This is a genomic window from Duganella sp. AC917, from assembly GCF_979258245.1.
On the sequence record NZ_OZ409848.1, the window covers coordinates 1119255 to 1139788 of the forward strand.

Sequence of the window (20534 nt, forward strand, 5' to 3'; positions counted from 1 at the left end):
TTGCTCGATTCGTTGGCTTCTGAGGTGGGCCGGCGCGGATTCGTTCCGCGTCGGCCCATTATTTTTAGGAGTAGTACATGAAATTGAAGCAGCTTGCTTTGGCAGTCACCTTGATCCACGCCGCCGGCATGTCCACCCTGGCGCAGGCGGCCACGGATCTGATCATCACCAACGGCAAGATCGCCACGATGACGAAGGAGGGCGCCTTCGCCCAGGCGCTCGCCATCAAGGACGGCAAGATCGAAGCCGTCGGCAGCAACGCCAGCATCCTCAAACTCAAATCGGCCAACACGCAGTTGATCGACGCCGGCGGCAAAACCGTCATTCCCGGCCTCAACGATTCCCACCTGCACATCATCCGCGAGGGCTTGAACTACAACGCCGAGCTGCGCTGGGATGGCGTGACGTCGCTGAAAAAGGCGTTGCAAATGCTCAAGGAACAGGCCGCGCGCACGCCGGACGGCGCCTGGGTCAAGGTGGTCGGCGGCTGGAACGAATTCCAGTTCGAGGAAAAGCGCTTGCCGACCCTGGCGGAAATCAACGAGGCGGTGCCGGACAAGCCGGTCTTCATCCTGTATCTGTACGGCCTCGGCTTCGTCAACCAGAAGGGGATCGCCACCCTGGGTTACAACGCCGACACCAAATATCAGGACGGCGTGGTCGAGCTCGGCGCCGATGGCAAGCCGACCGGCCTGCTGATCGCCAAGCCGAACGCGATGATCCTGTACACCACCCTGGCCAAGACCAACGTGTTGCCGCGCGAGCAGCAGATCAATTCCACGCAGCAGTACTACAGCGAACTGAACCGCTTGGGCATCACCAGCGCCATCGATGCCGGCGGCGGCGGGCAGGCGTATCCGGACGATTACGCGGTCAGCCTGGAGCTGGCCAAGAACGGCAAGTTGACGGTGCGCACTTCCTACTATCTGTTCGCGCAGAAACCGGGCAAGGAGCTGGAAGACTACCAGCGCTGGCTGACGCAGACCAAGCCGGACAAGAACGATCACCTGTTCTACGCCAACGGCTACAACACCGAGGGCGGCGGCGAGAACCTGGTGTGGAGCGCGGCCGACTTCGAAAACTTCCTGGAGCCGCGGCCGAACATGCCGGCGCAGATGGAAAGCGAACTCGAGCCGGTGCTGCGCCTGCTGATCAAGAACCGCTGGCCGTTCCGCATCCACGCCACGTATGACGAGAGTATCGACCGCGACCTGTCGGTGATCGAAAAGGTCAACCAGGATACGCCGCTGAACGGCCTGCGTTGGTTCTTCGACCATGCTGAAACCATTAGCGACAAGCAACTGGCGCGCGTGAAAGCGCTGGGCGGTGGTATCGCGGTGCAAAACCGCATGCACTTCCAGGGCGAGCTGTACTGGAAGCAGTACGGCGCGCAAACCCGCCAGATGCCGCCAATCAAGAAGATGCTGGAGATGAAGATTCCGGTCGGTTTGGGCACGGACGGCACGCGCGTCAGCAGCTACGGTCCGTGGCCGTCGATCTACTGGGCGGTGACGGGCAAAACGGCTGGCGGCTTGAGCCTGTGGCAGCCTGGTGACGTACTGAGCCGCTATCAGGCGCTGAAGCTGATGACGCAGGGCAGTGCCTGGATGAGCGGCGAGGAAAAACTCAAGGGCACGCTGGCCAAGGGACAGTACGCGGACGTGGTGATCTTGCCGCAGGATTATTTCTCGATGGATGTCGAGAAGATCAAGAACCTGGAAAGCAGCCTGACCATCGTCAACGGCAAGGTGGTGTACGCCGCGCCCGAGTACCAGCAGTTGGCGCCGGTCGTGCCGGCGGTGCAGCCGGACTGGAGTCCCGTCAAGTATTACGGGGGCTACCAGAACAAGTAGTTGTCATTGGCCGCGCCGGGTTTTTACACCAAGCCGTACCAACCCAGCGCGGCGCCCGCACCCAGCAACCACAGCAAGTGCAGCCGCGTGCGCCAGATGATCACGCCCGCCACCACCGACAACAGCCACAACGGCCAGTCGGTGGTCCAGTTGCTGTTGGCGCTGCCCAGGATAATCCCCACCGACACCATCAATCCCACCACCACCGGCGTCATGCCTTGCTTGAACGCCCGCACGCCCAGCAGTTCGCGGTTGCGATGGCCCCAGCGCGCGGCCAGATACGTCAACGTCGTGCTGGGCAACAGAACGCCGAACATCGTCACCGCCACGCCGGCAAACGCCGCCGTATAGCTACCGGCGTTCAATCCCACGTTCCAGCCCATCAGCGCGACGAACAGCACATTCGGCCCCGGTGCGGCCTGGGCGATGGCGATCGAGTCGTTGAATTGGGATTGCGTCAGCCAATGATGCTCCTCGACCAGAAAGCGGTGCATCTCAGACGTGGTCGAGATCGCACCGCCGATCGACAGCAGCGACAGCAGCATGTAATGGCCGAACAGGTTCAGCCAATCGGCAAAGCTCAGCACGATATGGATGGGCGCGGCAGTCATGGCGACTTCGCTTTCATCGTGCGGTAGGTCAGCGTGACGGCGATGCTGCCGAGGATCAGCAAGGTGTAGGCCAGCGGCAAACGCATGACCACGACAAAGCCAACGCATAGTATGGCGATCAGTCCGGTCAGCCACATCGGCAGCGGATGCTTGCGCAGCGCCGAGGCCAGCTTTACGCCGGTCGCTGCGATCATGCCGGCCGACACTGCCGCCATGCCGCGCAGCGCCCCGGCGACGCCCGGATGGTGGGCGTATTGTGCATGCAGCAGCGCCAGGCACAGCACGACCATCAGTGGCACCGTCAGCATTCCGGCCAGCGCAGTCATGGCGCCACGCAGGCCGTAGTAGCGGCTGCCGATCATCAGGGACAGATTGACAACGTTAGGCCCCGGCATGATCTGGGCGACCGCCCAATCCTCGACAAACTCGTCCTGCGTCAGCCAGCGCTTGCGCTCGACCATCTCGCGCTGCACGACCGCGAGCACGCCGCCGAAGCCCTGCAAGGCCAAAATGGTGAACGACAGGAACAAATCAAACAGTGAAGTAGGGCGGGGGCGCGGCGTCTCGATCATCATCCGGTTATTATCGCCCCGGTTATTGCCCCGTGTCCATTGCGTTCGCTAGAGCAATATTTTAATTTAGGAATGATACGAAGCTGACATTGACTTTGAGGTGCTGTCGCTCATACTCCCGTTGCACGTCACTTTGATCGGGATCAAAATCCCTCAACCTCTTGCTAAGGATCATGATGAACGCACTCCTATCTCCCCGCCTGGAATCCGTTCCCGGAACCGACTTCCATCAGCAGCGACACGATGAGCAAAGCAGCGCCGTCGTCGAACGTGGCATCACCGTGCAAGCGAGCTTCAATACGATTTGTGCGATCGAGTACATGAAATCCCATAACGTCGCCCCAACGGTGATCGAACGTGTATTGCTGAATCCAGAGCAACGCCGCAAGCAGCATCATTGAGCTGGCGAACGAACCGAAATCGTGTTTAGTTATGCACACATCATGTTGACAAGAATTTTTTTGAAATAATTTCGTTTAACAATCGATGATGCCGCAAGTCATTGATTTTTAAGGGGTTTAATTTTGCCTTTTGGATGGGCAGTTTGTCGAAAGCCGCGCCGTTACAGGGCTCCCGCGTTGTCAATGGGGTGTTTTCCACATAGATATCCACAGAGGCTGTGGATATCCCCAAAAGTGCTTTAACAATCCGTCACTTAGGAGGATTTCTTGATCGATTGCAAAACGCTGGCCACGACAATGTAGGGCGTGGCCGGTTCTTCGAGGGCGCTGACGCTCACCCGCAAGCGCACTTCCTGGCCGTCGCGGCGCCACGCGGTCACGACGTCGGTCCAGCTTTCCCCCTCTTTGATCGCCTGCAACGCGTCGGCTAGTTGATCCTGCGGGTAGGGCGGCGGATGCAGCAGGCGCAGGTCGCCGCCGATGACCTCGTCGCGCGCGAACTGGAACACGTTGCCGAACTTGTCGTTGACCGTCGCGATCTTACCGCCCCGGGTCAGCGTCATGATGATGGCATGCTGGTCGACGGCGCACAGCAGGCGATGCGCGTGGTCGAGCTCGGTCTGCAATGCCACCGTTTGCCGGTGCGCCTCTTCCAAACCGTTATAGGCGCGCAGCGACGAGATCACCGTCGTGAACAGCTTGCGCGTGGTCAGGTCGGTTTTGCACCAGAAATCGTTGATGTCGTAATCGAGGATGATGCTGTGTTCCAGCGCCTGTCCCGGCTGGCCGGTACGCAACACGATGCGCACCAGCTGGTTATGCAGCGTGTCGCGGATCTGGCGGGCGACATTCAGGCCGGCGTCGCTGGTCTCCATGATGACGTCCAGCAACACCAGCGCGATGTCCGGCGTGTTGCGCAGTGTGTTGAGCGCTTCCTCGCCGCTGTAGGCGTGCAGGAAGCTGAGTCGACGTCCAAGGAAGCACACATTGCTAAGTGAGAACTTGGTGACCACGTGAACGTCGACGTCGTCGTCCACGATCAGCACGCGCCACGGCGGCGGCGCCGACGGCGTCCCTCCCTGGGGCGCGCCGACTGGCGCAACCTCGTCTTCTATCATCCAATCCGTGTCATCATCATTCTGGTTCATGCATTTAATCCCGAGGCGAGTCTATGAAGGTCATGCGTACCTCCAGAGCCACACTATTCCTCACACGTACTTTTGTCAAAGGATTCCCCTGCGCGGCGTGACATAGTTGTCTCCGTCCCTACTTATGCACAGAAAAATATTTTTCAAGCGACCTCGAAAAGTGCGGGCGTCAAAATTTTTGATCTTGTAAGTGATTGATTTTATTGGGGAAAAAATCTGCCTTCGGATTGGGCATTTTATTAAAACCCCCGTCGTTAAAGGCGTTCTCTGCTGTCAAGTGGGGGTTATTCACAACGTTATCCACAGTTGGTGTGGATATCTGCGAAATCCGCTTTAAATCCGCTGGCTTACCGCTGTTTCTTGAGAAACAGCGTAGGCCGCACCCATCAATACCACCCACACCAGCAAGGCGTGCAACGCCAGGGCGCCGCCGACGACCGCATCGGCCGCGCCGCCGGCCAGGGTCATGTAGGCGAGCAGTGCGATGGCCGGCGGCGTGCTGTAAGTAATCAGGCGCTGGGTGTGGTGGGGCGTGCGCCGCGTCAGCATGCGGACCACCGTCCTGCCGTCCGCCATCATCCAGGCACCCGCGCCGACGGCGAATAGGGCCCACCCCAGCATTTCGCCGCCCAGCATGCCTGCGGCGTAAGCGAGCGCGAGTAGGACACCGCTGAGCGGAAGTGGACGGACCGTTGCGGCGGGCTTTGACTTGTTCATGATGGTACTCGTTTGGGCTGGTGAAGAGTTGACAGCTTACGCCGCCGCACGTCATTGGTAAATTTTATTGTTCCTATGATTTCGATAGCTATTTCATTATCGCGGCAGAGGCCGCCATGTTGGCCGCCGGGAAAATGGCCTATCATGGCGGATTGTTAAATTTTCCCGCTCGGTATGACCCTTATGTTGCTGTCGCTACGTCGCCTGATCGTGTTGTTTGTATTTGCGTCGGCAAACGCGATGGCGCTGGATGGCAAGATCCCGCTCGATGAGCTGCATCACGATATCTGGACCGGCAAGGATGGCGCGCCGGCCCAGGTGTCGTCGATTGCGCAGACCGCCGATGGCTGGTTGTGGATCGGCAGCGTCGACGGTTTCTACCGCTTTGACGGCATGCGCTTCCGGCGCTTCGAGGCATTGAACGGCGAGACCGCACCCAAGCGTCCGGTGACGGCGCTGACGGCGCTGCGCGACGGCGATCTGCTGATCGGCTACCTGTTCGGTGGCCTGAGCCGCCTGCACCGTGGACACATCACCCATTACCCGGATCTGGTCGACGCACAGCCGCTCGGGCCGGTCACCAGCGCCACGACCGATGAACACGGCCAGTTGTGGGTCGCCACCACCAGCGCGCTGCTGCAACTGCGCGGCGGCGCCTGGCGCAACATCGGGACGGAACTGGGCTTGCCGGCCGGCGAAGTGTCGAACGTGGTCGCCGACCAGTACGGACAGATGTGGGTGGCCGTCGGGCACGCGTTGTACGTGATGCCGGCCGGCGCCAAGGCCTTCCGGCAAGTGCAAGCCCAGCATAAGCATACCGTCAACCTGATCGAGTCGCCGGATGGCCGGCTGTGGCAGGATATGCACGACAGGTTGATACCGGTTCCCGACCAGCATCGCGGACCGCGGAAGCCCCGTCCGGCCTGGCTGGCGCAATCGCAGGGCCAGGAAAACGGACTGTTCGACCGCGATGGCAATTTTTGGTCGCTGGCCTGTCCGGTCGGTGTCTGCCGCAGCGAAGGCGTGGGCGCCATGCCCAGCCGCCAGATGGCGCCCAACGCCGCGCCGCGCAGCCGGCTGGATCAGCCCTGGCAGCTCAGCAGTTTGACCGGCAACATCCTGTTCGAGGATCGTGACGGCAGCATCTGGATCGGCACCCAGGCCGGCGTGGAAAGGTTCCGTCACAACCGCCTGGCACCAGTCAAGCTGGCCGGCGGCGAACGGTCCTTCAAGTTGGCGCTGGACGCGACCGGCCACGTGCTGGCGCTCAGCCTGCCGACTGGACAAGTGTGGCGGCTGCGGGCCGACGGCGCCCAGGCCTTCGACGAGCACTTCCCGCGCGACGGTTCGGGCGCCATCGGCAACGCCCGCGACGGCGCCTTGCTGCTGGCCCGGCCCGACGCGCTCGAACGCCGCTACTCCGACCGCTCCGAGCGCATCGCCTATCCGCCGGCCCCGGTCGATACCAGCGAGCCCGTGCGCGTGACGCGCGTGTTCGACGATGGCGCCGGCGTGTGGGTGTCGGTCGCACGGCGGGGAGCTTTCCGGCTGGCGGACGGAAAATGGACCAGCCAGGCGGATCTGGGCTTGCCGCCGGGCTCATTTGTGGGCGAAGCCGGCGTGCGCCCAGGAACGCTGTGGCTCGGCTACGACGATGGATCGATCGTTTATTTCGATCATGGCCGCGTCACACGCTACCGGCCGGCGGCGGACAACGATACCGGCCCGATCACCCATCTGCACGTCGCCGGCGACCAGGTCGTCGTCGGCGGCATTGGCGGCCTGGCGGTGGTGCGCGACGGCGTCTTCCATCGGCTGACGGCCGCCGATCCCGATGTGCTGGCCGGTGTCTCGGGCACCGTCGTTGGCGCCAATGGCGATCGCTGGCTCAACGGCAGCAAGGGCGTCGTCTACGTCAAGGCGGCCGACTGGAGGGCGGCGACCAGCGCGCCTGGCATACCGTTGAAATACACGCTGTACGGCGTGCTGGACGGTTATCCGGGCTTTGCCGACACCAGTACCCGGCGGCCCACCGCCCTGGCCGACGTCGATGGCCAGCTGTGGTTTGTCGGCGCCACCGGCATGACCCGTCTCGACACCACCAAATCCCATGCCCCACCGCATGCGCCGGAGGTGGTCGTCGAAACGCTGGTGGCCAAGGGCAAGCGCTACCTGGACTTTACCAAGGCGGTGCGGCTGGACCCGGGCACAACCTCGTTCCGCATCGAGTTCACCGCGCTGAGCTACAGCATGCCGGAAATGGTGCATTTCCGGTATCAGCTCGAAGGTGTCGATGCCGACTGGCAGGATTCCGGCGGCCGCCGTGCGGTGTCGTACACCAATGTGGGACCAGGCGATTACCGTTTCCGCATTGCCGCCGTCAACCAGCTGGGCCAGTGGAATACGCGCGACACGTCGATTACGCTGACCATCCTGCCGACTTTTAGACAAACGCCGCTGTTCTACGCGCTGTGCGCGCTGGCGCTGGCCGGCGCCTTGTACCTGCTTTACCGGCTGTGGCTGCGGCAGGCGACCATGCGCATCGCCGAGCGCATGGCGGAACGCGAGCGTATCGCCCGCACCTTGCACGATACCTTCCTGCAAAGTGTGCAGGGGCTGGTGCTGGGCTTCCAGAATGCGATGAGCGCCATGCCGGATGATTCGTCCACGCGCGCGCGGCTGGAGCGCATGCTGCTGCTGGCCGACCGCGTGATCGAAGAAGGGCGCGACGAAGTGCAGGATTTGCGTTCGAGCGCGATGAGCGACGGCGATCTCGATCGCGGGTTGGCGATCGTCGGCGAGGTGCTGCAGGAGAGCCACCATAGCGTGTTCAGCCTGCGCAGGGAGGGCGGGGCGCTGCACTTGACGGCCGATGTCAGCTGCGAGGTCTATATCATCGGCCGCGAGGCGCTGATGAACGCCTTCCGCCACGCCGCCGCGAAATCGATCCAGGTCACGCTAAGCTACAGTCCCGACCAATTCGTCATGCAGGTCGACGATGACGGCAACGGCATTCCGGCCGAGATTCTGTCCGATGGCAAACGCGCCGGCCACTGGGGCTTGCAGGGCATGGCCGAGCGTGCCGCGCGGATCGGCGCCACGTTGGCGATCGACAGTCCGGTGATCGGCACGCGGGTGAGGCTGGCGATTCCCGCCGCGCTGGCATATGTCGGCCAGTCGCGGTGGCAGCGGCTGCAGCGTTGGTTGCGGCGCCGCCGGTAAGCGGGCGCCGTACAGCTATGTTAAGCGGCCGGCGCGGCGGCGATCGCGGCCAGCAGTTTGCGCACCGCGCCGTGCGCCATGACCACTTCCGGCGCATCGTGCAACAGGGCGTTGTACTTGGCGCGGAATTCCATGTCGCCTTCTTCCGACGGGCCGATCAGCGCCTCCACCGCGCGGCGGAACACCAGCGCGTCGGCGACGGCGATCGGTTCCGGTTCGTCGAGCCGCTCGTCCATCTGCGCCATCAAGCCGGACAGCTTTTGCAGCCAGGCGAAATGCGGATGGTTGGTCACCAGTTGCAACAGCTCGAGCGGACTGCCGACCGCGCCGAAGTATTGGGTTTCGATGTGCAGCAATTGCTTGTGCAGGTCGCGCAAGCCGCGCGCCAGTGCGTTCAGCTGCGCGCGTTGCGCGGTGTCGTCCGGTGTGGTCATGTCAGGTCCATAGTAGTGATGTTCAGCGGGCAGCTTAGCAGAGTTGCCAGCCCGCCGGAGCCTACATTTAGATAGTGGTGCTGGCCGGGTCCAGCGCCTAACATGGTCGTTCTCCTTTACCCACTATGGAAGCCATCATGATGAATCCAAAACTCGAAGTCCTGACCCCTACCAACTGCCAGCTGATCTTCATCGACCAGCAGCCGCAAATGGCTTTCGGCGTCCAGTCGATGGACCGCCAGACGCTGAAAAACAATACCGTCGCGCTGGCCAAATCGGCCAAGATCTTCAACATTCCGACCATCATCACCACCGTTGAAACCGAATCGTTCTCGGGCCATACGTACCCGGAACTGCTGGATGTCTTCCCAGGCAAGGATATCCTGGAACGCACGTCGATGAACTCGTGGGACGACCAGAAAGTGCGCGACGCGCTGGCCGCCAACGGCAAGAAGAAAGTGATCGTGTCGGGCCTGTGGACCGAGGTGTGCAACAACAGTTTCGCACTGTGCGCGATGCTCGAGGGCGGCTACGAAATCTACATGGTCGCGGACGCATCGGGCGGCACGACCAAGGAAGCGCACGACTTCGCGATGCAGCGCATGATCCAGGCCGGCGTGGTGCCGGTGACCTGGCAGCAAGTCATGCTGGAATGGCAGCGCGACTGGGCGCACCGCGAAACCTACGATGCGGTGATGGCCGTGGTGCGCGAGCATTCGGGCGCGTACGGCATGGGTGTGGACTACGCCTACACGATGGTCCACAAAGCAGCGCCACGCTCCACCAGCGACCACAAAACCCTGGCCCCGATCCCGGCCAAATAACCGGAATCAGCAAGGAACCAAAGTAGATACCGTCTTGATCGTCAAGACAGAATGGCAAAATTTTTATCGTAAGCCCGTCCAGTCTTGACGACACCGAAGCACAAATGTGCGAGCTTGCGCATGGCGGCCCCAATGGCGGACATTTTGGATTTGCCGCGCTCAAGCAAGCGCTCGTAGAGTGCTTTAATGTGTGGATTGCGCTTTACCGCCACGATTGCTGGCATGTACAACAGCTTCCTCAAATGGGCCGGCCCGGCTTTGGACATGTGTGGCGGTACGCGCACTGAGGTTCCGGACTCCCAGCTGACCGGAATCAGGCCAAGGTAAGCAGCAAGTTGCTCCCCACTTTTAAAATCACGCCCGGCGAGCAGGCAAGTCATGTGATTGGAGACCCGTTCCCCCACGCCTGGAATGGAGTTCAACAACTCTTTTTTCCCGCGCATGTCCGGATCGTTATCTATCAGGTCATCGATGCAGTGCTGTAGGCGCTTTAACTCGGCCTCGATGAATTTGATTGACCCTTCCACCGACTCAGTCACCAACTGGGGCGTCTCAGTGGCCTCCAGTTTTTCCTGTCGATTCTTCTCACGCAGCAGATCGTCCGCGACGGCGTCACGTCGTGCCAGCAAGGCTTTGAGGGTGCGGGCCGCAGCAGAAGGCGGCTGCCAGGGTGCGGGCTTTCGCTCGGTGCCAAAGCGAGCCAGGACCTGGCTATCCATCTTATCGGTCTTGGTTCTCACGCCCAGTCCACCAGCATATTCGCGAAGCTGGGCGGGATTAACCAATGAAATAGTAAGGCCAGCATCGACAAAAAAGAAGGCAGCTAACTCGTGATACACACCGGTGGGCTCCATGATGATGTGTGGCGACGGCGCGTCGTTCTTCGTCAACCACTCCAAAAGTTTTTTGAACCCATCAGCTGTGTTTGGGATTACCTTCGTCTTTACTTTGCCGCTGTCAGCGTTGCGCAAGGCGCAGTCTAATTTTACTTTGGAAACATCAATGCCGAGATAGAACATAAACTAAAATATTTTGAAGTTGATCAATCACACCCACTCACCTTGTACATACAGGGTCCTTGCCCTTGGCTACCGTCCAGTGTCAAATAATTGGTGTGGAGGAGAGGTGAAGGGCCTAATCTACGTCACAAGGTCGAGCCTTCAGGGCGGATACAGGATGTCCCTCACCTCAGTTAATGGTAGCTAACCACTAACTCGATCAAGATACAAGGGCGGATTAGGCAACGCCGTAATCCGCCATACACGCGCCACCGGCGGCCTATCCCGCCATCAAAAAACGCTCAAAAGACCCCGCCGCGCCGCCACGGTCGCGGCCTCCGTCCGGCTGGCGACATTCAGCTTCGCCAAGATATTATTAACGTGGAACTTCACCGTCCCCACCTCGATTGCCGCACTGCGCGCGATCATCTTGTTGCTCTTGCCGGTCGCCAGGTGCGCCAATATTTCCAGCTCCCTGGGCGACAACCTGGTCGTCTCGGATCGCTCGGCCAGCTTGACCGCCACCTCCGGCGGCAAAAACTTTTGCCCCACCGCCACCGTCCGTATGCACCGGGCCAATTGTTCCGAACCGCTATCCTTCAACAAATATGCCATGGCGCCCGCGCGCAAGCCGCGAAACACATCCTCATCGCCCTGATAAGTCGTCAGGATCACAATGCGCGCCTCCGCATCGAACGCGCGGATATGCCCGATCGCATCGACACCGTGCATCTCCGGCATGCTCAAATCCATGATGACCACGTCCGGCCGGTGCTGGCGATACAACGCCACCGCCTGCAAGCCGTTGGCGGCCTGCGCCAGCAGCCGGAACTCCGGCATCGAATTGAGCAGGGCGCTAAGCCCGGCGAGGATGAGCGGATGATCGTCGGCGATCAGGATGGAGATGGTGTCCATGTCGTGTTTCCCTTGAGACTGATGTGAAAAGCGGTGCCGTGCGGCTGGCGCGAAGTGCTCCAGATGCGCCCGCCATGCGAGTGGATGATCGTGCGGCAGATCGACAGGCCCAGCCCGGTGCCGCCCGGCTTGGTGGAGAACAGCGGATCGAACAGCCGCTCGGCCAGCTTGGCGGACACGCCAACGCCGTTGTCTTCCACGCTGATGCGCAAGGTGCCGGAAATGTCGGCCAGCGCCGAGCGCAGTTCCAGCTTGCGGGGACGGTCGTGCACGTCCTTCATCGCCTCGATGGCGTTAAGTACCAGATTCATCATCACTTGCTGCAACTGCACCCGGTCGGCGTGCAGCTGGTGCTCGCCCAGCGCCAGGCCGTCGCAGACTTCGATACGGTGTTTATACAGCTCCGCGCGCAGCAGGCGCAGCACTTCGCGCAGCGCGTCGTCGACCGGGAACAATGTGGGAACGGGACTGGTCTTGCTCGACATGCCGCGGATGCTGCGGATGACGTCGCCGGCGCTCGCGCCGATGTGCAGGATCAGTTTCAGGGCGTCGCGCGCCTGCTCGGGCTGCGGCGGCTGTTGCGTCAGGGCGTTGAGGCCGACTTCGGCGTGCAGCACCATCGCCGCCAGCGGCTGGTTGACCTCGTGCGCGATCGATGCGGCGAACTCGCCCATGGAGGTGATGCGGGCCAGCCGTGCCAGTTCTTCCGTGGCGTGCTGCAGCGCTTCCTCCGCTTGCAGCCGGCGCGCCTTTTCCTCCTGCAAGCGGCGGTACAGTTGCTCGTTGTCGAGCGCCAATACCGCCGTGTTATCCATGGGCGTGGGCATTGCTATTTGGCGGGCTGTGTCTGCGCCGCCAGGTGCTCGCCGATGAACCAGCTTTGCAGTTCATTGCTGCGCACCACCTGGCTGACGATCAGGTCGTTGGTGCCGTCGTCGCCGGCCTCGGCTGCCGCGCGCGCCAGCGGACGCGCTTCGACCAGGATGGTTTCGTGCGCATCGAGCAGACGGCTCAGTTGGGCCAGGGCCGACTCGCGGCCGCGCGGGGCGGTGCGCGAGATGGTCGACTCGTCGGCGATGTCCTGTGCCAGCGCGAACGTCACGCCGCCCAGGGTCTGCACGCGCTCGGCGATGGCGTCCATGATCGCGACCTGTTCGGTGTAGTGCTTGTCGAACAGCAGGTGCAGTTGATGGAAGGTGGCGCCCGAGGTTTGCCAGTGCGCTTTCTTGTAGGCGTCGCGCATGGCCATGGTGTGGGCCAGCAGGCGGTTCAGCGCGCGCACGCCTTGCGAGCGCACTTCCGCGCTCAGGCCGATGCGCACGTTGGCCAGCGCGCCGAAGTCTTGCAGGATGTCGGAGGATTTTTCGTTGCTCATGATGTGCTTTCAAATTGTTCCGCGCCGCAATCGGCAAGGGGCACCCGGTACTGTCATTATCCGGCGCGCGGCCGGATAATCCCTTATCCGAAAGAGTGACGTGGAAAGTGCATTGGGGAGGGAAATGGATTACCCGATAGAGGTACCGGCGCGCGGCCGGCACCGCTAGCGTCAGGACTTGAGGAAGTCCAGCAGGTCGGCGTTGAGCTTGTCCTTGTGGGTGGTCGGCAAGCCGTGCGGGGCGCCTTCGTAGATCTTCAGGGTGCCGTTCTTGACCAGCTTGACGGCGGCCTTGGCGGCGGCGTCGATCGGCACGATCTGGTCGTCGCTGCCGTGCACGAACAGGGTCGGCACGTCGATCTTTTTCAGGTCTTCGGTGAAGTCGGTTTCCGAGAATTGCTTGATGCAGTCATAGGCGTTCTTGATGCCGCACTGCATGCCTTGTGCCCAGAAGGTATCGCGCACGCCCTGTGAAACCTTGGCGCCGTCGCGGTTGTAGCCGTAGAACGGCAAGGTCAGGTCCTTGAAGAACTGCGAGCGGTCGGCCAGCACGGCGCTGCGGATGCCGTCGAACACCGACATCGGCAAGCCGTTCGGGTTGCTGTCCGATTTGACCATCTGCGGCGGCACGGCGCCCACCAACACCGCTTTGGCGACGCGGGCGGTGCCGTGGCGGCCGATGTAGCGCGCCACTTCGCCGCCACCGGTGGAGTGGCCCACCAGCGTCGCATCCTTCAGGTCCAGCGCGTTGATCAGCGTGGCCAGATCGTCGGCGTAGGTGTCCATGTCGTTGCCGGTCCATGGCTGGCTCGACAGGCCGTGACCACGACGGTCATGGGCGATGACGCGGTAGCCGTTGCTGGCCAGGAAGATCATCTGGTCTTCCCACGCATCGCCCTGCAGCGGCCAGCCGTGGCTGAAGACCACGGCCGGGCCGGTGCCCCAATCCTTGAAGTGAATGCGGGTGCCGTCTTCGGTGATGACGCTGTCGACTGAAAGTTTGCTGTTAGACATTTGAATCTCCTTGATGTGTTGGTGGATGCTGCCATAGCAGTGTAGTCAGCACATCGCGGTAAAGCTCCTGCCAAAAGTCTAGTCCGGCACTCGGCGTTTGGGTGGGCGTCAACGATTGTTGGTGGCCGGCGCGCCGTCGTAGTTCAGCGGCAGCCACTCGTAGGTGCCGGCGCGCTCGTGGATGTAGCCCAGGCCGGGGAAGGCGATGTGCGCGGCGCCGACGATCATGTGCTTGCTGGCGGCCATCCGCAACAGGCGCACGCGTGTATTGTGCGCATCCTCCTCGCTGCTGTCGTATTTGACGGTCGCTTCCGGGTTCGGCAGTTGAACGGCGGAGACGTGGACGATGTCGCCCCATATCAGCAGTTGCTGATTTTTATCCTGCACCAGATACATCGCATGCCCCGGGGTATGGCCGGGCGCGGGCAACGCCTCGATGCCGGCTTCCAGCTGGCCGAACTTGCCGTAGGGCTTATAACGGCCGGCGGCCTGGTAGGGCGCAACGGCGGCCTGGGCGGCGTCGAAGAAGGTCGACAGGAATTCAGGCGCCTTGGCCTTGTTGGCCGGCGTCAACCAGTAGTCCGCCTCCGCTTGCGACAGCCGCAGCACCGCGTTGGGGAACGCCGCCGCGCCTTGCGCCATGATGCCGCCGGCGTGGTCCTTGTGCAAATGCGTGATCAGCAGCTCGTCGACCTGTTCCGGCTGATAGCCGGCCGCGCGCAGGTTGGTCAGCAGCTTGCCGCAGCAATCGCCGTACAGGGCGCCGGCGCCGGCATCGACCAGTATCAACTTTTTGCCGGTATTGATCAGGAACGCGTTGATCGAACCTTGCACCGGCTGCGCCAGATCGGCGTTGGCGAGATCCTGACTGATCGCAGACGGCTTGATGTGCGTCATCACGGTGTCGATGGGGAAGGCGTGGCTGCCGTCGGAAAGCGCGGTGATTTCGAAGTCGCCCAGCATCATGCGATAGTAGCCCGGCGCCTGGGTGCCGACCAGCAGCGCGGCGGCGTGGCCGGCCGGGGCAAACAATGCGCAGGTTACCGCCAGTGTTGCGGCCAAAAGTGTTTTGCGGTTCATTTGAAAGTGCTCCAGTATCAACGAAGGGTGCGTTGATGCTAGCGGAACACTCGCCCGGCCACACCTGTCTTAGTGCAGGGGGCCGCCTGGCGCGGGACTCGCTGCGGCAGCGTCGAGCATGCCCGTCACCGCGTCGATGATCGCCGCCGCTTGCGGATCCTTTACCTCGACCACTTTGATGTCGCCGAAGGGTTTGCGGGCGGTGCGCAGTTGGCTGGCGCTGGTCTCCAAACTGTCCCACTCGGAAGCGCGCGCACGCCAATAGGCCGGCTTGGCTGCTTGCGCCGCTTGGGCGGCCGCCAGCGCCGGACCGATTTCCCCGTTGAGGCTGGTGGTCGGGTAGGCGCAGGGTGCGTCGGTCTTGCCTTGTTCCGCCGCCGTCAGGCAGGCCAGCGCGCTATCGAGCTGGGCGGTGCGATCGGCCGGCAGCGCGTCTTCGTGCATGGGCTGCACGAGGACCAGGCCGGTGACCGCCGCGCCGCGCGACCGCAGCGCGAAATGTTGCGCCACCATGGCGCCGTAGCCCGCACCCACGACGACAAAGGGTGCCTCGAGACGCGCGTTCTTGATCAGGAAATTCAAATCCTTGCTGGCGTTGGCCACCGTGGACGCGCGGATGATGGGATCGCTGGAACCGAGCCCGGCGCGGTCGTAGACGCAGGCGCGAGTCCGTTTGGCGACCTCCGGCAGCACCGCCGACCAATCCCAGCCGGCACCACCGGCGTCTGCCTCGAACAGCACGGTCGGCGAACCCTTGCCGACACAATACATATTCAGCTTGCGCCCGCCGACATCGACCTTGATCTTGGGGCCGGCGAGGGCGTCCTGACCGGCCGGCGGCGCGGCAAAGCTGCTGGCGCTGGCCAGCAGCAGCGCGGTGGCGACAAAGGCGGGAGATATGGATTTGATCATAACCTTGGATAAATGTAGGCCGCTGTTACAGCTGCTTAGTAGGTGATCTTAGTGAGTGATCGATGCCTGTAGTGCTGCGAGCTGGGTGATGACGTCCGTGCAGTTGGCGACAAAAACGCTGGTCTTCTGCGGATCCGGAACGTGCCCGGGGCGCATGTTGCGGTCGCGCTCGTTTCTTAGCGCGATTATCTCGGCCGCGACCTCCGAAAATTGCCGTTTGATTTCTGGTTCCAGATTGTTCAGCTCCGCGGCTATTCGCGAGATCAACAGCTCGGTGTCGTCTTCCCGGCGTCCAACCTCGGCCTTGGGGTTCAACACGCTCAGTAGGTTAGCGAGTTGCCCGCTGACGCGCCCGTACCTGAAGATATGCTTGCCTATCATGTCGTAGTGTCCAGTGGAGTCCACTTCCTGTCCGTCGGCGTTTGAATCGGTTGCTACCGTGAAAACCGGGCCATGCCAATGGTCATCCGTCATCATCACCGCGTTCTCCTGGCCGTGCCAGCTGGCCTTGATGATGTTCTGCCAGAAGCTGAAGGCCGCCGGATTTGCTTGTATTACCTTGATTTCCCAGCGGCCTGGACGCCCGCTGAGGATAGCCTGCGCCGCGCGCCGGCCGACGCCTTGGCGACGGTACTTTCGCAGCACAAAAAACTCGACAATCGTTGCCGAGTTTTCAGGATTTAAGACTTCGTCATTGACCAGCACGAATCCGGCCCACTTGTCATCCACCTTGATAACAAAAGCGGCAAAGTTGGGATTGATCCAGAAGCAGTCGAGGTCGTAGTAGCCATACTGGCCATGTTCATCCAGGTCGCTGCCATCAAACGCCGAAAAATCGTGCTGATAGAGCTCCATCATGTGGCGGACCACCATACGCTCGGTGGTCCCGGCCAATCTCACCTCGATATCCATTGGTCTCCCGGAAAAATTGACTATTTTATCATGGTTTTGCCGGGCTTCCGCGCCGGGCTTACTGGTCGGTTTCGGCTTCCGCGATGGTCTCGCGCACCTCGTCGGCAAAGCCGAATTGCACCTCGTGGCCGCCGGGGCCGTCCTGGTACATGAAGTGCACCGGGCCGTCCGGGTCGGCGACGATCCAGGCGTCGACTTCGGCGCGTTGGTGCGGATCTGCCAGGCTGGCCACATCGATTTTTTCCCGCATGCCAGGACGCAGTTCCTTGACGACGGCTTTGGTGCGTTCCGTGCTTACCGGAATATATTTTGCCGCGTGACGATCGATCATATTGCCTCCTTGTTGTTGAATAGTCAGTCTACCCGATCACGCCAAATGCACGAGTCCGCGACGCGCGGCCACCATGGCGGCCTCGGTCCGGGTGCAGACGTTGAGCTTGGACATAATGCTTTTGACGTGGAATTTGACGGTACCGACGCCGATGCCGGCCGCGCGCGCGATGACCTTGTTGCTCATGCCGGTGGCCAGATGGCCGAGGATGTCGCGCTCGCGCGGCGTCAGTTGATTGCCGTGGATGCGGCTGGCCAGTTTGAGCGCCAGTTCCGGCATCATGTACTTTTTGCCGGACAGCACGGTGTGGATGCACGCCATCAGGTCGTCGAGCGGGGCGCTTTTGAGCATGTAGGCGCTGGCGCCGGCGCGCATGCCGCGGTCGGCGTCCTCTTCGCGCTCGTGGCCGCTGAGGATGATGATCTTGGCGTCCGGCCGGCGGGCGCTGATGCGGCCGATGGCCTCGAAGCCATCGCAGTCCGGCATGTTCAGGTCGATCAGCAGCAGGTCGGGCTGCAACCGTTCGCACATTTCAACGGCCTGGCTGCCGCTGCTGGCCTGGCCCAACAGTTTGAAGTTGTCCTCCGATTCGATCAGCGACGCCATGCCGGCGCGGATCAGCGGATGAACGTCGGCGATGACGATGGATGCGGATGTGTTCATGTCGAGCTCCTCTGTGTTGTTGATGAGCTCATTTTGCGCAACATTGCCCGGCGCCGATAGTTATACCTTGGTATGGTGCCCGCCAAAAGACCAGGAGGCGGAGTTGGCGCGGCGCGGTAAGATGGCCGCATCTTACGGAGGAACCACCATGGGCAATAGCTGCGCACACCTGAACCTGATCCACACACGCGGCGCCAACACGGCCGGCTGCGAGGAATGCCTGAAAATCGGCGACAGCTGGGTACACCTGCGGGTGTGCATGATCTGCGGCAAGACCGGTTGCTGCGACGACTCGAAAAACAAGCACGCGAGCAAGCACTTCGCGGAGACCGGCCACCCCATCATCCGCTCGAAGGAACCGGGCGAGACGTGGGGCTGGTGCTATGTCGACCGCAAGATGTTTGATCCGATCTGACGCGGCGGCGCTAGGTCAGTTTGGGCACGTTGTCGCGCGCCAGCACCACGCCGGTGGGCATTTGATCGGCCGAGAAGAACAACCAATCGTGGTTGCCCAGGCTGATGCTGACACCGGGCACCATGAAGTGGCTGCCCAGCGTTGGCGTGAAAAACATTTGCGGGCTGTCGTCATAACGGGCGTCGGCCAGCGCCACGAACAGCGACGAGCCGCCGGCGTCGACGGTGAGCGCGGTGTCGGTCAGCGACACGATACGGCCGTGCCCGGTCTGCATCAAGCCACCCAGCGAGCGCGCGTACAGGAAAGAAAGCACCGTGCCGGCGCGCTGCCATTCGTGCAGTGAAGCGAGCGATTCGGCAATACGGCTGAGGGCCGGCGGGGCGGCCAGTTTTAAAGTTGCAACATTCGAGTTCATGGTGTGGAGTCCCTTTACGCGATGACACCATTTTGCGCCAATGGGCCGGGCGCGGTCTACCGGAATCGGCATGACAAGTGCAGTGATACCCACTTGTCGTATTTCTGGCAAAGTAGAGGGTGGAGCGGGCGACCGCGGCACCTATTCACCACCTGACTGGAGATTTTCAATGAGCAACGCAAGCTATCCCGACATCCGCCTTCTCATCGACAACGAATGGCGCGAAGCCGCCGGCGGCAAGACCATTCCGGTGCTGAATCCGGCCACCGGCCAGGCCATCGGCAATGTCGCCCACGCCAGCATCGCCGACCTCGACCACGCACTGGCGGCCGCGCAGCGTGGCTTCGACGCCTGGCGCAGGATACCGGCGTTCGAGCGCGGCGTCATCATGCGCCGCGCCGCCAGCCTGCTGCGCGAGCGCGCCGACGACATCGCCCGGCTGCTGACGCAGGAGCAGGGCAAGCCGCTGGTGCAGGCCCGTGGCGAGGCGCTGGCCGGCGCCGACATCATCGACTGGTTTGCCGCCGAGGGCATGCGCGTGTATGGCCGCATCGTACCGGCGCGCAATCCCGCCGCGCAGCAACTCGTGTTGAAGGAGCCGGTCGGCCCGGTCGCCGCCTTTACGCCGTGGAACTTCCCGATCAACCAGATCGTGCGCAAGCTGGCCGCCGCGCTGACCACCGGCTGTTCCTTCCTGTGCAAGGCGCCGGAAGAGACGCCGGCGTCGCCCGCCGCGCTGATGCAATGCTTCGTCGACGCCGGCGTGCCGCCGGGAACCGTCGGCCTGGTGTTCGGCGATCCGGCCGAGATTTCCGGCTACCTGATCCCGCACCCGACCATCCGCAAGGTCACCTTCACCGGTTCGACCCCGGTCGGCAAACAGCTGGCCGCGCTGGCCGGCGCCCACATGAAGCGCGCGACGATGGAGCTGGGCGGCCACGCCCCGGTCATCGTTGCCGAGGATGCCGATGTCGCGCTGGCCGTGGCCGCCAGCGGCGGCGCCAAGTTCCGCAACGCCGGCCAGGTCTGCATCGCGCCGACGCGTTTCCTCGTCCACAACAGCATCAAGGCCGAATTCACGCGCGCGCTGGCCGCCCACGCCGAGAGCCTGACCCTGGGCGACGGCATGGAGGAGGGCACCACGCTCGGTCCGCTGGCCAATGCGCGCCGCGTGACCGCGATGAGCCAGGTGGTCGAGGATGCGCGCAGCAAGGGCGCCGACGTGGTGACCGGCGGCGCGCGCGTCGGCACCGCCGGCAACTTCTTTGCGCCAACGATCTTGGGCGACGTGCCGCTCAACGCCATGGTGTTCAACGACGAACCGTTCGGACCGATCGCGGCGGTGCGCGGCTTCGATACGCTGGAGGAGGCGATCACCGAATCGAACCGCTTGCCGTTCGGTCTGGCCGGCTATGCGTTCACGCGCTCGATCAAGAACGCGCATTTGCTGATGAACAATGTCGAAGTTGGCATGCTGTGGATCAACCAGCCGGCCACGCCTAGCGCCGAGTTGCCGTTTGGCGGCGTCAAGGATTCCGGCTATGGTTCGGAAGGCGGCCCGGAGGCGCTGGAGTCGTATCTGAACACCAAGGCGGTGTCGATGATCGGCGTGTAAGCCAATCTGCGCGCCCGCTGAGCCGCTGCAAGGTTCAACGTGCGCGCAGGCAAGCTGGCGCTGCCGCTCATCATCCCGTGCGAGGATAAAGTTTTCTTTCATAGCGA

General features: G+C 62.3%; 22 protein-coding genes. 6 read left to right on the forward strand and 16 right to left on the reverse strand.

Translation table 11 applies throughout. The features are described from left to right. Nucleotides 1-77: 77 nt before the first annotated feature. The gene (locus tag ACZ0BA_RS05010) at nt 78-1853 is read left to right on the forward strand and encodes an amidohydrolase (RefSeq protein ID WP_463450230.1); all 1776 of its coding nucleotides are present in this window, start codon (nt 78-80) and stop codon (nt 1851-1853) included. A 23-nt stretch (nt 1854-1876) separates the two neighbouring features. Here the strand turns inward: ACZ0BA_RS05010 and ACZ0BA_RS05015 are convergent, their stop codons facing one another. Together ACZ0BA_RS05015 and ACZ0BA_RS05020 are read right to left on the reverse strand one after the other, a co-directional pair. Beyond that, on the reverse strand, nt 1877-2464 hold the full coding sequence (locus ACZ0BA_RS05015) for a chromate transporter (RefSeq protein WP_463450231.1): 588 nt from the start codon (nt 2462-2464) through the stop codon (nt 1877-1879). Further along, entirely contained in the window at nt 2461-3039 is a 579-nt protein-coding gene (locus tag ACZ0BA_RS05020) for a chromate transporter (protein WP_463450232.1), read from the reverse strand. Before ACZ0BA_RS05020 ends, ACZ0BA_RS05015 begins: the two co-directional genes overlap by 4 nt. Before the next feature lie 170 nt (nt 3040-3209). Here ACZ0BA_RS05020 and ACZ0BA_RS05025 point away from each other — a divergent pair, with 170 nt between their 5' ends. Next, complete coding sequence (locus tag ACZ0BA_RS05025; protein WP_463450233.1) at nt 3210-3437, forward strand: hypothetical protein; 228 nt, start codon at nt 3210-3212, stop codon at nt 3435-3437. Nucleotides 3438-3691: 254 nt separating this feature from the next. On the opposite strand, the gene ACZ0BA_RS05030 is transcribed toward ACZ0BA_RS05025, so the two are convergent. Then, nucleotides 3692-4585 carry a PAS domain-containing protein gene (locus ACZ0BA_RS05030; protein ID WP_463450234.1) on the reverse strand — a complete coding sequence of 298 codons (894 nt, stop codon included), beginning with the start codon at nt 4583-4585 and terminating at the stop codon, nt 3692-3694. A 333-nt stretch (nt 4586-4918) separates the two neighbouring features. Then, nucleotides 4919-5302 (reverse strand): hypothetical protein, encoded by a 384-nt coding sequence (locus tag ACZ0BA_RS05035; RefSeq protein ID WP_463450235.1) that lies wholly within the window; start codon nt 5300-5302, stop codon nt 4919-4921. 174 nt (nt 5303-5476) lie between these two features. Here ACZ0BA_RS05035 and ACZ0BA_RS05040 point away from each other — a divergent pair, with 174 nt between their 5' ends. After that, nucleotides 5477-8524: a sensor histidine kinase gene (locus tag ACZ0BA_RS05040; protein WP_463450236.1), complete on the forward strand. Its 3048-nt coding sequence runs from the start codon at nt 5477-5479 to the stop codon at nt 8522-8524. 20 nt (nt 8525-8544) lie between these two features. Here the strand turns inward: ACZ0BA_RS05040 and ACZ0BA_RS05045 are convergent, their stop codons facing one another. After that, on the reverse strand, nt 8545-8958 hold the full coding sequence (locus ACZ0BA_RS05045; RefSeq protein WP_463450237.1) for a hypothetical protein: 414 nt from the start codon (nt 8956-8958) through the stop codon (nt 8545-8547). Nucleotides 8959-9095: 137 nt separating this feature from the next. On the opposite strand from ACZ0BA_RS05045, the gene ACZ0BA_RS05050 reads away from it, so the two are divergent. After that, nucleotides 9096-9782, forward strand: coding sequence for a hydrolase (locus ACZ0BA_RS05050; protein WP_463450238.1), 687 nt, complete (start codon nt 9096-9098; stop codon nt 9780-9782). A 41-nt stretch (nt 9783-9823) separates the two neighbouring features. Here the strand turns inward: ACZ0BA_RS05050 and ACZ0BA_RS05055 are convergent, their stop codons facing one another. From ACZ0BA_RS05055 to ACZ0BA_RS05100, 10 genes are all read right to left on the reverse strand, one after another. After that, nucleotides 9824-10801, reverse strand: coding sequence for an IS110 family RNA-guided transposase (locus ACZ0BA_RS05055; RefSeq protein WP_463450239.1), 978 nt, complete (start codon nt 10799-10801; stop codon nt 9824-9826). 270 nt (nt 10802-11071) lie between these two features. Further along, nucleotides 11072-11695: a response regulator gene (locus ACZ0BA_RS05060; protein ID WP_463450240.1), complete on the reverse strand. Its 624-nt coding sequence runs from the start codon at nt 11693-11695 to the stop codon at nt 11072-11074. Beyond that, a complete protein-coding gene (locus ACZ0BA_RS05065) occupies nt 11674-12510 on the reverse strand; it encodes a sensor histidine kinase (protein ID WP_463450241.1) in 837 nt (278 codons plus the stop codon). The genes ACZ0BA_RS05060 and ACZ0BA_RS05065 overlap by 22 nt, the downstream gene beginning before the upstream one ends. A gap of 14 nt (nt 12511-12524) precedes the next feature. Further along, complete coding sequence (locus ACZ0BA_RS05070; RefSeq protein ID WP_463450242.1) at nt 12525-13070, reverse strand: Dps family protein; 546 nt, start codon at nt 13068-13070, stop codon at nt 12525-12527. Between the two features lie 171 nt (nt 13071-13241). Continuing rightward, nucleotides 13242-14084: an alpha/beta fold hydrolase gene (locus tag ACZ0BA_RS05075; RefSeq protein WP_463450243.1), complete on the reverse strand. Its 843-nt coding sequence runs from the start codon at nt 14082-14084 to the stop codon at nt 13242-13244. 108 nt (nt 14085-14192) lie between these two features. After that, entirely contained in the window at nt 14193-15164 is a 972-nt protein-coding gene (locus ACZ0BA_RS05080; RefSeq protein ID WP_463450244.1) for an MBL fold metallo-hydrolase, read from the reverse strand. Between the two features lie 69 nt (nt 15165-15233). Next, complete coding sequence (locus ACZ0BA_RS05085) at nt 15234-16076, reverse strand: alpha/beta fold hydrolase (protein ID WP_463450245.1); 843 nt, start codon at nt 16074-16076, stop codon at nt 15234-15236. 48 nt (nt 16077-16124) lie between these two features. Beyond that, on the reverse strand, nt 16125-16988 hold the full coding sequence (locus ACZ0BA_RS05090) for a GNAT family N-acetyltransferase (protein ID WP_463450246.1): 864 nt from the start codon (nt 16986-16988) through the stop codon (nt 16125-16127). A gap of 58 nt (nt 16989-17046) precedes the next feature. Further along, on the reverse strand, nt 17047-17319 hold the full coding sequence (locus ACZ0BA_RS05095; RefSeq protein WP_463450247.1) for a hypothetical protein: 273 nt from the start codon (nt 17317-17319) through the stop codon (nt 17047-17049). Nucleotides 17320-17355: 36 nt separating this feature from the next. Then, the gene (locus tag ACZ0BA_RS05100) at nt 17356-17982 is read right to left on the reverse strand and encodes a response regulator (RefSeq protein WP_463450248.1); all 627 of its coding nucleotides are present in this window, start codon (nt 17980-17982) and stop codon (nt 17356-17358) included. Nucleotides 17983-18130: 148 nt separating this feature from the next. Here ACZ0BA_RS05100 and ACZ0BA_RS05105 point away from each other — a divergent pair, with 148 nt between their 5' ends. After that, on the forward strand, nt 18131-18397 hold the full coding sequence (locus ACZ0BA_RS05105) for a UBP-type zinc finger domain-containing protein (protein WP_463450249.1): 267 nt from the start codon (nt 18131-18133) through the stop codon (nt 18395-18397). Between the two features lie 10 nt (nt 18398-18407). Here ACZ0BA_RS05105 and ACZ0BA_RS05110 read toward each other — a convergent pair whose 3' ends face one another. Continuing rightward, nucleotides 18408-18812: a hypothetical protein gene (locus ACZ0BA_RS05110; protein WP_463450250.1), complete on the reverse strand. Its 405-nt coding sequence runs from the start codon at nt 18810-18812 to the stop codon at nt 18408-18410. 169 nt (nt 18813-18981) lie between these two features. On the opposite strand from ACZ0BA_RS05110, the gene ACZ0BA_RS05115 reads away from it, so the two are divergent. Continuing rightward, the gene (locus ACZ0BA_RS05115) at nt 18982-20427 is read left to right on the forward strand and encodes an NAD-dependent succinate-semialdehyde dehydrogenase (protein WP_463450251.1); all 1446 of its coding nucleotides are present in this window, start codon (nt 18982-18984) and stop codon (nt 20425-20427) included. Nucleotides 20428-20534: the final 107 nt, after the last annotated feature.

What these genes read in the sequence shown, in the direction of transcription:
- ACZ0BA_RS05010 (WP_463450230.1), top strand. Translation starts at nt 78, where the DNA reads ATGAAATTGAAGCAGCTTGCTTTGGCAGTCACCTTGATCCACGCCGCC.
- ACZ0BA_RS05015 (WP_463450231.1), bottom strand. Translation starts at nt 2,464, where the DNA reads ATGACTGCCGCGCCCATCCATATCGTGCTGAGCTTTGCCGATTGGCTG.
- ACZ0BA_RS05020 (WP_463450232.1), bottom strand. Translation starts at nt 3,039, where the DNA reads ATGATGATCGAGACGCCGCGCCCCCGCCCTACTTCACTGTTTGATTTG.
- ACZ0BA_RS05025 (WP_463450233.1), top strand. Translation starts at nt 3,210, where the DNA reads ATGATGAACGCACTCCTATCTCCCCGCCTGGAATCCGTTCCCGGAACC.
- ACZ0BA_RS05030 (WP_463450234.1), bottom strand. Translation starts at nt 4,585, where the DNA reads ATGAACCAGAATGATGATGACACGGATTGGATGATAGAAGACGAGGTT.
- ACZ0BA_RS05035 (WP_463450235.1), bottom strand. Translation starts at nt 5,302, where the DNA reads ATGAACAAGTCAAAGCCCGCCGCAACGGTCCGTCCACTTCCGCTCAGC.
- ACZ0BA_RS05040 (WP_463450236.1), top strand. Translation starts at nt 5,477, where the DNA reads ATGACCCTTATGTTGCTGTCGCTACGTCGCCTGATCGTGTTGTTTGTA.
- ACZ0BA_RS05045 (WP_463450237.1), bottom strand. Translation starts at nt 8,958, where the DNA reads ATGACCACACCGGACGACACCGCGCAACGCGCGCAGCTGAACGCACTG.
- ACZ0BA_RS05050 (WP_463450238.1), top strand. Translation starts at nt 9,096, where the DNA reads ATGATGAATCCAAAACTCGAAGTCCTGACCCCTACCAACTGCCAGCTG.
- ACZ0BA_RS05055 (WP_463450239.1), bottom strand. Translation starts at nt 10,801, where the DNA reads ATGTTCTATCTCGGCATTGATGTTTCCAAAGTAAAATTAGACTGCGCC.
- ACZ0BA_RS05060 (WP_463450240.1), bottom strand. Translation starts at nt 11,695, where the DNA reads ATGGACACCATCTCCATCCTGATCGCCGACGATCATCCGCTCATCCTC.
- ACZ0BA_RS05065 (WP_463450241.1), bottom strand. Translation starts at nt 12,510, where the DNA reads ATGGATAACACGGCGGTATTGGCGCTCGACAACGAGCAACTGTACCGC.
- ACZ0BA_RS05070 (WP_463450242.1), bottom strand. Translation starts at nt 13,070, where the DNA reads ATGAGCAACGAAAAATCCTCCGACATCCTGCAAGACTTCGGCGCGCTG.
- ACZ0BA_RS05075 (WP_463450243.1), bottom strand. Translation starts at nt 14,084, where the DNA reads ATGTCTAACAGCAAACTTTCAGTCGACAGCGTCATCACCGAAGACGGC.
- ACZ0BA_RS05080 (WP_463450244.1), bottom strand. Translation starts at nt 15,164, where the DNA reads ATGAACCGCAAAACACTTTTGGCCGCAACACTGGCGGTAACCTGCGCA.
- ACZ0BA_RS05085 (WP_463450245.1), bottom strand. Translation starts at nt 16,076, where the DNA reads ATGATCAAATCCATATCTCCCGCCTTTGTCGCCACCGCGCTGCTGCTG.
- ACZ0BA_RS05090 (WP_463450246.1), bottom strand. Translation starts at nt 16,988, where the DNA reads ATGGATATCGAGGTGAGATTGGCCGGGACCACCGAGCGTATGGTGGTC.
- ACZ0BA_RS05095 (WP_463450247.1), bottom strand. Translation starts at nt 17,319, where the DNA reads ATGATCGATCGTCACGCGGCAAAATATATTCCGGTAAGCACGGAACGC.
- ACZ0BA_RS05100 (WP_463450248.1), bottom strand. Translation starts at nt 17,982, where the DNA reads ATGAACACATCCGCATCCATCGTCATCGCCGACGTTCATCCGCTGATC.
- ACZ0BA_RS05105 (WP_463450249.1), top strand. Translation starts at nt 18,131, where the DNA reads ATGGGCAATAGCTGCGCACACCTGAACCTGATCCACACACGCGGCGCC.
- ACZ0BA_RS05110 (WP_463450250.1), bottom strand. Translation starts at nt 18,812, where the DNA reads ATGAACTCGAATGTTGCAACTTTAAAACTGGCCGCCCCGCCGGCCCTC.
- ACZ0BA_RS05115 (WP_463450251.1), top strand. Translation starts at nt 18,982, where the DNA reads ATGAGCAACGCAAGCTATCCCGACATCCGCCTTCTCATCGACAACGAA.